This window comes from Vibrio sp. TRT 2004 (assembly GCF_050113735.1).
In the GTDB taxonomy this organism is placed as follows: domain Bacteria; phylum Pseudomonadota; class Gammaproteobacteria; order Enterobacterales; family Vibrionaceae; genus Vibrio.
Map to the genome: position 1 here is coordinate 1 of NZ_JBNJOH010000005.1, position 13,898 is coordinate 13,898.

Consider the following 13,898-nt stretch of genomic DNA (forward strand, 5'->3'; position numbering starts at 1 on the left):
ATGGGTAGAACTACAGGCAAAGCCTCACTGAATGATAACCACCTACTGAAGTAGGTGGTTTAGGGCTGAAAACAAAAAAGGAGGCATACACCTCCTTTATCGTTATCTTTGGTACGCTTTAAACTGGTTCGTCAATGGGTCATAGTTGTAACCTAGCATATCCAGTTTACCTATCACCGCTTCGACATCCATTTCATACATGCTGACTAACTCTTCAAAAGAGTCACATTCCAAGCGCAGCTTTTCGTTGACAATACCTAGTAGAATTATGCTGTCAAAGCTGCCGGCATTACTAAGATCCATCACCCTCTCCTTTTGCACACTCGCCTTCTAAGCCTAGACCTAAACGGAGGAAATTGAAGTGATTCAGCTCTAATCTTTGTAGAAGCAGGCTAACAAACTTACAGCATTAACAGTGCTTGGTTTGAGGTCGCTGAAAGGAGTAAAAATGCCAGTGCCATCGCCAGTTGCAGTTTATTTATCTCTTTTGAGGTCAACATGTGCCAACACCAAATGACCACCGCGGTAATAAGTAGTGCCAAACCAACCAGTAACGGCTGAGTAATGTTGGTTAATGCCTCAGCAGACAAACCAGAAGCTTTGAGCAGTATGGCTAAACTCATCAGCATTGCCGCAACAACACCTGTCACAGGCAATATTCTATGAAACGCCTGTAAGCGAGTACGAGCAATGGTCAGCAGCAGATGAGCCAAGATTGCCCCTAAAAGGAAAACTTGGATCAGAACACTCAGGCTGGCAGCGAGAGAACTTTGCGTCGTCACTTCTATACCGACATAGGCTAACGCCAAGCCATTGGCAAGGTACATCACCCAAAGCGGACCTTGATCGCGGGTTTTCTTGGTTTGAACTTGGGTATAAAAGTAAGCAATTGCGAACACAACCATCATGGCTTCAATACGCAATGAAGAGACCGCAAGCCAAAGAATCGCCAAGGTTGGAAGCATTTTATGAATACGACCTCTTTGACCTGGACAGATATCGCCTTTAACTAAGATCAGAGTGAGAATAAGCTGCGCCCCTAACAACATAGGCGCGAAAACGGCAAGAAGTTGCTGAACCATAGTGAAATTAAATTAAGTGAGTATTTGGATGCGGATAATAGCAGACTGAACAATTTTAGCCATTGGCGAAGTGTTTTAAAATGTCTTGATTGGTGACAATGCCCAAATACTCTCCCGAATCATTCACCACCAGCCAAGGGGGTTTTATGCCCGATTTGATGATGTTAGAAATCTCGCTAAGTGGTGTATGATGTCGAATAGTATGGAGGTTGGTTCGCATCACTCGGTTGAGTGTTTTTTTGCAAATCGACAAATCTTTACTGGTTTCAAGTTTTGTCCCTAATGTCGGTGACAAATGGTAATTGAGCTCTTCTCGTCCAACGACCCCAACGCACATTTTCCGATTTAGAATAGGAATGAAATCGATTCGGTATTGATCAGAGTTCAACAGTGCTCTCGCCCTTTCGATATTGTCATTGGGAGCAAGACTCGGAATGTGAATCTGAGTGATACTCAATATCCCAGACTGCCTTGCGTGCTCTGAGCCTGATAGGAACGATTCCAGTTTATCGTAATAACCCCATGCATTTTCTAATTGCTCTAAAGGCAATGGTTTAGAGAAAAAGTACCCCTGGATATAGTCCACGCCTAAACCGCACACCACTTTCAGCTCATCAAGCGTCTCAACGCCCTCCGCTACCACTTTTACATTCAGCGTATGTGCCAGTTGGGTGATCATTTTTACAATAAAGAATTTGTGTGTCCCATGTTTAAGGTCCTTAACAAACTCACGGTCAATCTTGAGAATATCGAAGTTGCAATCACTGAGGTAAGCAAAAGAACTGTAACCGGTACCGAAGTCATCGATCGCAACACTCACCCCTCTCTGACGTATATTTCTAATTAACGATGACTGTCGAGATTCACTATCGAAATAAGCACTTTCCGTTAATTCTATGGTGACCGTCTCTGGTCGATTCGCATATTGATGAATGAGAGAATCAGCACTGCGTAGTACTTCATCCACTGCTAGCTTAGTGTTTAACGAACGATTAATGGTTACACCTAGCTGGTGACCAAAACGTTCCTGAATAATATTCAAATCATGCAGTGCTTTCTTACCTACGCACCAATCTAGATCCGAAACCAAATCAAGGTCTTCCGCTATCATCACCATTTCTTGCGTATTGAGAATCTTACCGTTGTTCGCTTTAAAACGACTAAGCGCCTCAAACTTCACAATATCCCAATTTTTTACATCTATGATTGGCTGATAATAGACTTCTATATTTTGCGTACGAATCAGTTTCTCGGCCCACTCTTCCAGTTCTTTGCGGCGTAAAACCTCTTTGTGTAAAGCTCCATGATAGAAGGTAATCTGTCCGCGCTGCTCTGAGGTTTGGTCCAACATCGCCTGTACTGCATGAGAGACCAGCAACTTGGGGTTATGGGTATCGTGGCCCAATACGGAAACCCCGACACTACCGTTAATGATAGCACTGTGTATGGTTTTCCCTGCCGACTGATTGAGAGAGGCAAAGAAGCGGCGTATGGCCTGATGAATCAACCGTATCTGAGCTGGCCCCGTGACCTTGTCACACTCTAAGCAAGCGACGAAATGGTTACTACCTAAATAGCCAACAAACTTAGCAACCTTATTGTTGGTGAGATGTTCAGACAACATCGACTTGAGTTCAAAATCATCAACCGGTCCAAAACTTGGGCGAAAGGCGATCACCATATGGATATTGGGTTCAGCACTTTCCATCCATTGCTGGGTAATGGCGCGAACAAACTGCTTTTCAGTTGGCAATTGAGTGAGCAACTCAACGCCACCTAGTTCAACGTCGGCAATCCGGTAAAGATTGTTGGAAAGGTCAAGGTATACGCCAAGATAGAATATTCCCTCGACAAGGATAATTTTCTGTAAAGTTAAGTCTTGAGGGTAGGTTTTACCATGAGATGATTGAATAAGAACGACACCAGACCAACTGCCCTCCTTGTCAACTTGCTGCCATATCTTCTGATAAAAGCTACCGCTGTGCTTGTCCGAATTTAGCAGATCCATTGGTCGACCAACCAATTGTTGGTTACTGTAACTGGCATGTTCTAGGAAGTAATCATTGCACACCACGATGTTGCGCTGTTCGTCTGCCAAAACGACACCGTGATGAGGGTTATTAAACAGTTGTTCAAATAGAGCACTTAACGTTGATGTCGTCGCATGAACAAACAGTAACGGAGTCAGGGTTCCAGTTACAAGCCTGTGGCTTTCACCACGAAAACTTAACTCCGCATAGCAACACTGGTCATCACTAAGTTGTAAACAACAACAAAAACGATGTTTGCTCTGGTATTTACATGCCTGAGCCAATAGCGCTAACAGCTCCGTTTGATCGTGATAGCTCATGCACGGCAGTAGTACGTTGCCCGTTAAAGTAGGAAGGTCTGAATTCAGCAGTTGGCGACACAAATCTTCATCAATTTGCAGTTGATGATGCTCAGTATCCCACTGCCATTCTAGTTGCGTACTCGTTGTCTGCTCGTTTGCCTTAAAATCACGTACGGAGCCTAACTCCCTGTACATAGACTCATCCTATCGTTGAGCAATCCCTAATATTAAAGTTAGAACAAACTCAACTAAGTGACAGATTTATTATTAGCAAGGCAACTAAGCGCGGCTAGCGGGCCAACTAAACCTTTAAAATGACCATACTCATCAACTAAACACCAAGGGAACGGCCTGTTTTGTTTGACGAGACTCGCTACCTTAGATTGTGGGGTATGCCAATCAATTTCGCTGATAACGGGCAACATAATTCGGTTAGCAGGTTTGTTCCAGTATGCATGCTCCTTAGTAGACTCATGGTCGGTACCCATGTTTGATGTCAAATGCAGATTCATGCTTGGCCGGTCGATATACCCGACACAAATCTTGTCTTCTATGATAGGCAAGTAGTCCACTTCTGTATCAGAAAAGTATTGGTAAATCAGCGACAGTGGCTCGCCAGGATCTATATGCTGTGAAGAATAAGCAAGATGGCTTATTGAGCTAGGAGAGGCTTGAACCTCACTCTCATCTTGTTGAAATAAGTGATTGATAGAAGTCAGCTCAGCTAAGGGTAACGGTTTTGAGAAGTAATAACCCTGAACAAATTCGACACCAAGATCATACAGCACATCTAACTCTTGTTGGGTTTCTACACCCTCTGCTATCACTTTTAAGTTAAGGCGTTTCGCGAGCTGAATTAAAGCGACAACAATTTCGTATTGCCGTGTTTGTAACGACAGGTGTTGGATAAATTCACGATCAATTTTGAGAATATCAAAGTAACTCTCTTTTAAATATTTGAATGACGCACAGCCGGTACCAAAATCATCCACAGCGATTTGTACACCCGCGTCACGCAGCAAACCCAGTAAATGTTTATTGTGGCTGTTACTTTGAAAAAAAGCGCTTTCCGTAAATTCGAGCGTCAGCAATTCAGGAGCCATCTTCTGTTTATCTAGAATATGCGCCGCTCGTTGCAAGATATCACTCAGGTCTGTGGTACTTCTCAGTGAACGATTGACTGAGATCGCCACATGCTCCCCAAATTTTTTCTGTAATTGTGGGAATTGCTCAAGGGCTGACAGCAAGACCAGATCATCAAGTTCAACAACCTTGTCTAACTCTTCAACCACTTCGACCAACTCTTGCGTTGACGCTGCAAACTCGTCGCTGTGTGGAAAACGACACAAGGCTTCAAACTTGTCGATTCGACGACGCTGAATATCAACAATCGGTTGGAAATAGACATCCACTTTCCCTTGCTCAAGACTATGTAAAACATGGTGCTCAAGCAGTTTCTTACGCTCCACCTGACGATGGATTTCTCGATCATAGAAGTTTATTCGTCGCGTTTGACCAGAATGAAGTTCTAATAAAGCTTGGTAGGCATGAGATACCAACTGGTTCGGCTGAGTTGCATCTACATTCCACACTGACACCCCAGTTACCCCTGCTTTCAGCGCCAATGCGACCGACGCTTGGGCGTGCTTAAAACTTTGAAACAGTTGGGTAATTGACCGTCCGATGTCACTTGCAACCTGCTGGGACAACTGCACATCAACGGCTAAGCACACGACGAAGCAATCACTGCCTAAATAACCACTCTCGAGAACATGGCTATTGTCTTTGAGGTAGCTAGCGAACTGGCGCTTCGTTTCCTGCGCAGAGTTTTGTTTAAACTTCGGCTGAATCGCTAACACCACTACGCCTCTTCGTGGGTCAGTATCAGAGCAATACTCTTTTAAACGGTTGAGAAAGACCTCCTTGCTGGGAAGTTGGGTGAGCAGATCAACCCCACCCGACTCTAAATCTTCAAGCCGCTCTAGTTCACTGGAAACATCAGAGGAGAAACCAACGTAATAGACCTGACCATCAGCAAAATGAATCTTTTGAAGCGTCAGTTCGTGGGGAAAAACTTCACCGTTAGCATGACGCGACAAAATGATGCCTTTCCAGAATCCTTGCTCATGAACTCGTGTCCACATCTCTTGATAATATGCTTCGCTGTGTTCTCCCGCATTGAAGATCCGCGTGCGTAGCCCGACCAACTCATTGCGCAGGTACCCCGTCAAGGTTTCAAAGTAGTGATTGCAGGCAAGGATTCTGGTGTCGCTATCGGTGACGAGGATTCCATGATGAGAATTTTCAAATAAAGCATAAAACAGATCAGCGACTTCATGTTCGGTTGGAAAAATGAGGCAAGGCGACAAGGTTCCCCTCAACTCATGATCGCTAACTCTGTCAATAGCGATTTCGACATAGGCAAACAGATGAGGTTCAGTGAATAAACAGCAATGGGCGTAGGTGCGCTCTTGACTGTTGATGGCCGTTTGAAACGCCTGTTTGACAATAACCTGCTGTGGCTTAGGTAAAAGCCGAAATAGCGTTCGGGCGGTCAAATTACTCCTGCTATCTCCCACTAGTAGCGCTTTTACCTGACTGTCACACTCAAAAACTTGTGTTTTCAAGTTTAGATACCAATCGTAAATCGCGTATTTTGAAGACGCAGCTAGATCATTGATTAAGAGACCATTTGTATCGGAGTCATTCACTAGTATAACCACCTACTTTCATAATAGCGTTAACGTCTAATATAGCTGGAGTTGTATAAACAATACGTTAATGAGATAACACTTTAGTCAATCAGTTCCCGATCAAGAAAATCCTCGTCCGCGGTAGCTAAATAGACTTAGTTATAATGAGGTAGATAGTCGCCCTTCAAGTCGCTATAATTCGCGCTCCTTGGCACTGAGAGCAAAATATGTACAGCAATATCACTCCTATTCACGAGCACAAAAAATATTGGGCAGAATGCTTTGGCACTGCGCCATTTCTGCCGACCAATCGTAAGGAAATGGATGCCCTAGGATGGGACAGCTGTGACATTATCATCGTAACGGGTGATGCGTACGTCGACCACCCAAGCTTTGGTATGGCGATTATTGGCCGTCTTCTTGAAGCCCAAGGGTTTCGAGTCGGTATTATCGCTCAACCAGAGTGGCACAATAAAGATGCCTTCACTGCTCTTGGTAAACCAAATCTATTTTTTGGTATCACTGCTGGCAACATGGATTCGATGATCAACCGTTATACTGCTGATCGTAAGCTGCGCCATGATGACGCCTACACACCAAACAACGAAGGTGGCAAACGCCCAGACCGCGCGACACTCGTCTACTCGCAGCGCTGTCGTGAGGCCTACAAAGGGGTACCTATCGTACTGGGCGGAATCGAAGCCAGTCTGCGTCGCCTCGCGCATTATGATTACTGGTCTGACAAAGTACGCCGTTCTGTCCTATTTGACGCTAAAGCAGACATCCTGTTGTTTGGTAACGCAGAACGTGCTTTGGTCGAAGTCGCACATCGACTAGCGGATGGTGAAGAGATCACCAGCATGACCAACATTCGTGGTACTGCCGTCAGCCTTCCTGCAGAGCCAGAAGGTTACACAGTGATCGACTCTTCGCGTATCGAGAAGCCGCGCAAAGAAGCCTTTATTCCGCCTAACCCTTATGCGGTTGAGGAACAATGTGATACTAAGGCAAAGGCGCAAGAGTCTGAAGCCAAGCCGATTACGATCCGACCATCTCGTCACGATGCAGCTACGACAGCGGTACGTATCCCACCGTTCGAGAAACTCAACAATGACCGTATTCTTTACGCTCATGCCAGTCGAATCATGCACCTTGAAACCAACCCGTATTCGGGTCGTGCATTGATTCAACGCCATGGTGATCGCGAACTTTGGGTCAACCAGGCGCCAATTCCACTTACAACGGAAGAAATGGATTACGTGTTTGGGCTGCCTTACGCACGCGTTCCGCACCCAATGTACGGCAAAGCGAAGATTCCAGCCTACGATATGATTAAAACCTCGGTAAACATCATGCGAGGCTGTTTTGGCGGCTGTTCATTCTGTTCTATCACCGAACACGAAGGTCGAATTATTCAGAACCGTTCACAAGAATCGATTCTTAACGAGTTAGAGGAAATTCGCGACAAAGTTCCTGGATTTACTGGCACAATCTCCGACCTTGGCGGGCCAACGGCCAACATGTATCGCCTAGGTTGTAGTGATCCGAAAGCGGAAGCGAATTGTCGTCGCCCGTCATGTGTTTTCCCTGGTATCTGTAACAAACTGAATACCGACCATAAACACACGATTGATCTCTACCGTGCTGCCCGCAAAGTTCAAGGCATCAACAAGGTCATGATCGCGTCGGGCGTTCGTTATGATCTTGCGATTGAATCGCCTGAATATGTGCGTGAGCTGGTGACCCATCACGTCGGTGGTTATCTGAAAATCGCTCCAGAACACACCGAAAAAGGTCCGCTGGATTTGATGATGAAGCCAGGCATGGGAGCCTATGACCGTTTCAAAGAGATGTTTGAGAAATACAGTGCAGAAGCAGGTAAAAAACAATACCTTATCCCGTACTTTATTTCTGCACACCCTGGCACGGAAGACGAAGACATGCTGAATCTCGCGCTATGGCTGAAAAAGAACAACTTTGAATGTGATCAAGTACAAAACTTCTATCCATCGCCGATGTGTAATGCGACGTCTATGTACTACTCAGAGACCAACCCACTGAAACGCGTTAAATACAAAAAGCGTGAAGAGGTTCCTGTCGCTAAAGGTGAACGTCAACGTCGTCTCCACAAAGCATTGCTACGCTATCATGATCCAGCAAACTGGCCATTGATTCGTGAAGCACTCGTCAACATGGGTAAAAAGCACCTGATTGGTGACAAACCAGGTTGTCTGGTACCAGAGGAAGATATCGAGGCTAAAACCCCAGCTCAGCGCCGTAAGTCAGGTCGACACGGTTCACAACGTTTTGCCACTAAGCATACCAAGAGCCAACCTGGCTTTGAAAAACTGCAAGGCGAGCAACGTGGACAAGGCAAAGGCCAATCAGCGAATAATAAAGGTGGTTCCGCGCCAAAACGCAATGGTAAACCGGATAGCAAACCGAATAGCAACCGCGGCGGTAAGCCTGCGGCAAGTCACGCGGGTAAGCCACCAGCAGGACGTAAGCCAAAACGCCGCTAACAGCAGTTTCCAGATACAAAAAGGGCCTAACGTCGATTCGTTAGGCCCTTTATTTATTTTCGATTAAGCGTTTTCAGCTTCAAACTCTTGCATAAAGTCTACCAATGCCTGAACACCTTCTAATGGCATAGCATTGTAGATAGAAGCACGCATTCCACCCGCAACTCGGTGACCTTTGAGTGCCACCATTCCGCGCTCGGCTGCCTGCTGCAAAAACAGCCCGTCAAGCTCTGGCTTAGCTAGCTGGAAAGGAACATTCATACGCGAGCGGTTGTTCGGATGCACATTGTTAATGTAGAAATCTGAACCATCGATTTGATTGTAAAGCAGCGCCGCCTTCTCTTGGTTTACTTTTTCGACTTCAGCCACACCGCCCTGCTCTTTCAGCCATTTGAAAACCAAGCCAGACAAGTACCAAGCATAGGTTGGAGGCGTATTAAACATCGAATCTTTTTCCGCCAATACTTTGTAATTCATAAAGCTCGGAACGACGTTGCTCGCTAGCTCTAACAAGTCATCACGAACAATGGCAATACAGATACCAGCAGGGCCGATGTTTTTCTGTGCGCCTGCATAGATAACCCCATACTTAGAGACATCGATTTGGCGCGAAAGAATATTCGATGACATATCGGCAACAATTGGCTTGTCTGTTGTTGGTAAGTCACTGATTTCTATACCATCGATAGTTTCATTTGGACAGAAATGAACATATGCTGCATCAGGAGCGATTTGCCATTCAGAAGCAGGCAACACCGCCGTTTTACCGTCAATGTCTGTTTTCGCCACAAAAGTATCAACTTGGCAGTACTTTTGCGCTTCATCGATAGCGCTCTCAGCCCAGTAACCAGCATCAATGTAGGTCGCTTTGTTGGCTTCACCTAGCAAGTTCAGTGGTACGGCAGCAAACTGCGCTCGTGCTCCACCTTGGCAGAAAAGAACTTTGTAGTTGTTAGGAATGTTTAGCAAATCGCGGAGATCCTGTTCGGCCTCTTCCGCAACCTTGATGAACTCTTTACTACGGTGACTGATTTCCATCACCGACGTACCTAGGTCATTCCAATCGACAAATTCTTGTTGTGCTTTTTCCATCACCTCTTTAGGCAGTGCTGCGGGGCCTGCGCTAAAGTTGAAAACCTTGCTCATCTATACTTTCCTTGCATATGCTTCTATAAGAGATTGATCGATTAATACCATGTTTTTTGCTTGATAAAAAGCAAGAAAAGAGGTCTTAAGACCTCTTTTCTCTCTAAGCAATTAAATTTTGCAATTACGGCGTCATCAATGCGGGTAGAAGCAACGCCATTAGAGGAATTTGCTGCCCGTTAGCGAACACTAAATTACCTTCTTTCAGCTCCGCTTTAATCTGGTAGCCCTGGTCGGTTTCTTTAATCAGTTCCATCACCATCGCTTCATCAATGCCTTGCTGTATAAATGGGTATTGAGTAACTAAACCATTAGAAAAGAAGGTGTCTAGATCGCCAGTTAGCGCAGGCAAAATCATGGCTGGATTCTGTGTAACGTTGTCAGTCCCTTGAGGAACAGTTATCTGCCATTTAGACTCAAATTCACTCTCATCGCCTAACTTAACTGCCATTTTGTTCATTGCAAGGTAAAAACCTTTTGAGAATAAACTTTCCACATATGGTACCGCGGCATCAATGTCCTCATTGGTTGGCATTGGGTTGTTCTGATAGAGATTGACCAAATGCTCAAAAGCAACGCTATCTAAGCCGCCAAACGCTAGGTCAATTGACACGCTATCCACATCACCATCGACAGTCACTAGATCTCTTAAATCGACAACATGTTGGCTGCTGACCGTTTTTTCCACGTCGTCAAATGAGCTTGTGAAAGTATACTGACTGTCGCTAAGGCTAAATAGCGGCGACTGATCCACATCTAGGATGGACGCTGCTGCCACTTTTAGCGTCTGTTCGCCAATCCAAAAGCTGTTAATTTTCTTTCCTTCACCTTGACCCGATAATCCAGAAAGCAGCACTTTTTCACCGGAATTGAAGTCAACCTCTACCGACGGAACACTTAGCTGATAGGTTAAATCACCCAATACGCTGATATGCCCTTTCAGCGTTGACGCGGTCACAGAAACAATAGCCCCATCCGGACCTTCAGAAACCTGATTCCAGTTGGCCATTGATAAGACGTAATCGGTATTGCCGTTGAGTTGAGTGACTGTGTTTAAAGTCAATGGCAGTTCCGGCTGGTTATCTATGACCGATTCCGCTTTAAGATTAAATAAACCATGGCTTACATGACTCGTGAGCACAACCTCGGTTGGCAAACCATCGACGGCAAGCTGCTCAGCCAACGTTGGATCAAAAACCGTATAGCGGGTTTTTACCGTAGATGACAAGTAGCCTCTGTCATACTCTACGATTTCTGCTTTTATGGAATCACTATTAAGGTGAGCGACACCATCACTAATAACGGCTTGTCCAATCTGACCGACAGCAAGTGGCCAACATAATCCAAGTACAACAGCACCGCCTATGGCAGCAATTTTTTTAAGTTCCATGGTATAAATTTCTTAAACTTCGATTTCATCCAGTCTACACGAAAAAACATTGAGATAAATCAGAGTATTGGCTTTCTATTAAAAACATCAGAAATTCTCATACCTAGCTCTCAATACATTTTTTTCAACCTTGATACAGTTATCCCTGTGGATTTTCAAATTGTAGCTTACTCGTGAATCATTTTGCCGTACTGTGTTTAGATAACAACCCAATTAGTATCGAGCAGCTGAGGCGTGAACTCAGCCCTCTTTCTGCCAAATTCGACCTGCATACCGCCGACTCACTCGACGAGGCTCACGCAGCGCTTGAGTATTGCCTAGAGCAGAACCAAACCGTCGCACTTGTCATTGCTAGCCACCATGAAAATTTCAACGGTGCTGACTTTCTTATCCAGCTCGACAAAAACAGTCACACCCAACGAGCACGTAAAATCTTAATCAGTTGCGGACAGGATATACAGGCTATCTTGTCAGCGGTGAATGATGGTCGGTTAGACCACTGCTTAACCAAACCGTTGCAAGACAATCTCGTTCACCAAATCGCGCAGAAAGAACTGACGACCTTTATTCTACAAAACGATAAAGATAACTTACTCGCGTATAGTATGGTGCTCGATCAGCATCGACTGCTACGTGCCCACATCGAACAGAAGATGCGCAGCTATCGAGAAGGTTTTATTACCGATCATCATAGCCTTTCCGATCAACAATTAGCCCAACAGGTCACCACCGCACTGCTGGAATTCTTTGCCGATCAAGATGAAAGTCGGGCGATAAGAACCTATTCACCGGACCACTTACTGACCAAAGAAGGTGAAGAGAACCAGTTCCTATGGTTCATAACCAAAGGTCAAGTTGCCCTATATAAAAAAGATGAGATTGGCCGACAAAGAGAAGTGGTTAGACACTCACAAGGAAATATTGTCGGTGGTATGTCTTTTGTGACCGGAGAACCTTCATTCTCAACCGCAGTCACACTCTCACAGACTGAAGTTATTAAGTTAGATCGAGAAGTGTTTGGTAAGGTCATGCACTCCAATATGACGCTGTTACCTCTCTTTACTAACTTGCTGCTTCGCCACTTTAACCGCCGACTACAGCGCAGCATTAACACTAAATTAGAGTTACAAAAAACGCTTGAATCCTTAGAGCTTGCCCACCAGCAACTCATTGAACGTGAGAAGATGGCAATGTTGGGGCAACTCGTCGCAGGCGTCGCCCACGAACTCAACAATCCAGTTGCAGCAATACTGCGCGGCACCGACCTCTTAACCGAAAAGATGCAACATCTGGTCGACGTTCATTCGATTGATGACATCGGGCTCGAAGGTATCTCAGTCCTCAAACAAGGGCTGACTCAACGCCCGCGTTCAACCGCAACCGAACGAACCATTGTTCGCGATGTTGAAGCTTTAGTCAGCCACCGAAGAATCGCTAAAAAACTGGTCAAACTCGGTTTAGAGACACAAACCAATTGGCATGATCTGGCACAAAAGGATCCTGAGCGAGCCTTAGAGCAACTTGAAAAGTTAGAAGATTACTATCTGGCGGGTTCGACGCTGCGCTCCATTAATGTTTGTGCTGGAAGAATCGCAGACATGGTTAAAAGCCTCAAAGGGTACGCGCGACCAGACGACGAGCGCTTTCATCTCGCAGATATTCACGAAGGCATCGAAGACACACTGACCATTTTTGAGAACAAACTCAAATTTCATTCAGTTGAGCGTCATTATGCTGACATTCCGACCATTCAATGCCTACCGATTGCATTACAGCAAGTCTGGACCAACCTCATTTCCAATGCCATTGATGCTTTTCCCCAACAAGGAGTATTGAGGATTGAGACCCAAAATACCCACAACGCAGATCAAGACTGGGTTGTGGTGACATTTACCGATAACGGCTGTGGTATCCCCCACTCTGTTAAGACACAAATGTTCGATCTCAACTTTACCACCAAGAAAGAAGGCAATTTTGGCTTGGGTATTGGATTATCTGTCTGCCAACAAATTGTCCATCAGCACGGCGGTAGAATTGAGGTCGAGTCTGTTGAAAACCAATTTACGTCAATGTCAGTTTGGCTACCCTGTCGTCAACTGGCTATTTCGCCAAGGAGTCCCGAATGAACAAATACCTAATCTTATGTGTCGATGATGAACGAGAAGTATTGGACAGCGTCATTCAAGACTTAGACTGCTTCGAAGAGCACTTTATACTCGAACCGGCTGAGTCGGTAAAAGAGGCTAAGGATATCATCCATGAAGCACAGCAAGAAGACGTAAAACTGGCGCTGATCTTGTGTGACCACATCATGCCTGAGCAAACGGGCATCCAATTTCTTATCGAGTTGAATGATGACCCTCAAACCAAGGCCACGCGCAAGTTGCTCCTAACCGGACAAGCAGGTTTGGAAGACACCGTTGAAGCAATCAATCACTCCAGCCTAGATTTTTACATTGCTAAACCTTGGCGTGGTGATGAGCTACGCAAAGTGATTAAAGACCAGTTGACTACCTATATCATCGACAACGAATCTAACTTAATGCCTTGGGCGTCGGCTTTAGATACTGAAAGAGTATTTGAAGCTATGGCTAAAAATCGCCTCGAATTTGGTGAATAAATAATCATTTATGGCACACAGATTGCTTATAGGTATAAATAACGACAAAACAATGACATTTTTATAGTGACCATTGCTATGATGCATTATCATGTCGTAATTAATGTCATAGC

Annotated in this window: 9 protein-coding genes; 3 read left to right on the forward strand and 6 right to left on the reverse strand. The window is 45.1% G+C overall.

From position 1 onward, the window contains the following. Positions 1-102 precede the first annotated feature (102 nt). From ACQEXR_RS03440 to ACQEXR_RS03455, 4 genes are all read right to left on the reverse strand, one after another. The gene (locus tag ACQEXR_RS03440; protein ID WP_138973282.1) at positions 103-303 is read right to left on the reverse strand and encodes a DUF4250 domain-containing protein; all 201 of its coding nucleotides are present in this window, start codon (positions 301-303) and stop codon (positions 103-105) included. A gap of 98 nt (positions 304-401) precedes the next feature. After that, a complete protein-coding gene (locus ACQEXR_RS03445) occupies positions 402-1,082 on the reverse strand; it encodes a hypothetical protein (protein ID WP_138973283.1) in 681 nt (226 codons plus the stop codon). A 55-nt stretch (positions 1,083-1,137) separates the two neighbouring features. Further along, positions 1,138-3,609 carry an EAL domain-containing protein gene (locus tag ACQEXR_RS03450; protein ID WP_427019753.1) on the reverse strand — a complete coding sequence of 824 codons (2,472 nt, stop codon included), beginning with the start codon at positions 3,607-3,609 and terminating at the stop codon, positions 1,138-1,140. 53 nt (positions 3,610-3,662) lie between these two features. Continuing rightward, positions 3,663-6,125 (reverse strand): EAL domain-containing protein, encoded by a 2,463-nt coding sequence (locus ACQEXR_RS03455; RefSeq protein ID WP_427019754.1) that lies wholly within the window; start codon positions 6,123-6,125, stop codon positions 3,663-3,665. A gap of 209 nt (positions 6,126-6,334) precedes the next feature. Here ACQEXR_RS03455 and ACQEXR_RS03460 point away from each other — a divergent pair, with 209 nt between their 5' ends. Beyond that, positions 6,335-8,629: a YgiQ family radical SAM protein gene (locus ACQEXR_RS03460; RefSeq protein ID WP_138973286.1), complete on the forward strand. Its 2,295-nt coding sequence runs from the start codon at positions 6,335-6,337 to the stop codon at positions 8,627-8,629. 63 nt (positions 8,630-8,692) lie between these two features. Here ACQEXR_RS03460 and serC read toward each other — a convergent pair whose 3' ends face one another. Both serC and ACQEXR_RS03470 read right to left on the reverse strand, forming a co-directional pair. Then, on the reverse strand, positions 8,693-9,775 hold the full coding sequence (gene serC, locus ACQEXR_RS03465; protein ID WP_331417057.1) for a 3-phosphoserine/phosphohydroxythreonine transaminase: 1,083 nt from the start codon (positions 9,773-9,775) through the stop codon (positions 8,693-8,695). Between the two features lie 124 nt (positions 9,776-9,899). Then, a complete protein-coding gene (locus ACQEXR_RS03470; protein WP_426950331.1) occupies positions 9,900-11,165 on the reverse strand; it encodes a DUF945 family protein in 1,266 nt (421 codons plus the stop codon). 173 nt (positions 11,166-11,338) lie between these two features. On the opposite strand from ACQEXR_RS03470, the gene ACQEXR_RS03475 reads away from it, so the two are divergent. Both ACQEXR_RS03475 and ACQEXR_RS03480 read left to right on the forward strand, forming a co-directional pair. Beyond that, complete coding sequence (locus ACQEXR_RS03475; protein ID WP_427019755.1) at positions 11,339-13,291, forward strand: ATP-binding protein; 1,953 nt, start codon at positions 11,339-11,341, stop codon at positions 13,289-13,291. Next, positions 13,288-13,785, forward strand: coding sequence for a response regulator (locus ACQEXR_RS03480; RefSeq protein ID WP_269375935.1), 498 nt, complete (start codon positions 13,288-13,290; stop codon positions 13,783-13,785). Before ACQEXR_RS03475 ends, ACQEXR_RS03480 begins: the two co-directional genes overlap by 4 nt. The last annotated feature ends 113 nt before the right edge of the window (positions 13,786-13,898 follow it).

Bases quoted from the DNA above. Each gene is read 5' to 3' on its own strand.
- serC (WP_331417057.1), bottom strand. From the start codon at position 9,775: ATGAGCAAGGTTTTCAACTTTAGCGCAGGCCCCGCAGCACTGCCTAAA.
- ACQEXR_RS03460 (WP_138973286.1), top strand. From the start codon at position 6,335: ATGTACAGCAATATCACTCCTATTCACGAGCACAAAAAATATTGGGCA.
- ACQEXR_RS03470 (WP_426950331.1), bottom strand. From the start codon at position 11,165: ATGGAACTTAAAAAAATTGCTGCCATAGGCGGTGCTGTTGTACTTGGA.
- ACQEXR_RS03450 (WP_427019753.1), bottom strand. From the start codon at position 3,609: ATGTACAGGGAGTTAGGCTCCGTACGTGATTTTAAGGCAAACGAGCAG.
- ACQEXR_RS03440 (WP_138973282.1), bottom strand. From the start codon at position 303: ATGGATCTTAGTAATGCCGGCAGCTTTGACAGCATAATTCTACTAGGT.
- ACQEXR_RS03480 (WP_269375935.1), top strand. From the start codon at position 13,288: ATGAACAAATACCTAATCTTATGTGTCGATGATGAACGAGAAGTATTG.
- ACQEXR_RS03445 (WP_138973283.1), bottom strand. From the start codon at position 1,082: ATGGTTCAGCAACTTCTTGCCGTTTTCGCGCCTATGTTGTTAGGGGCG.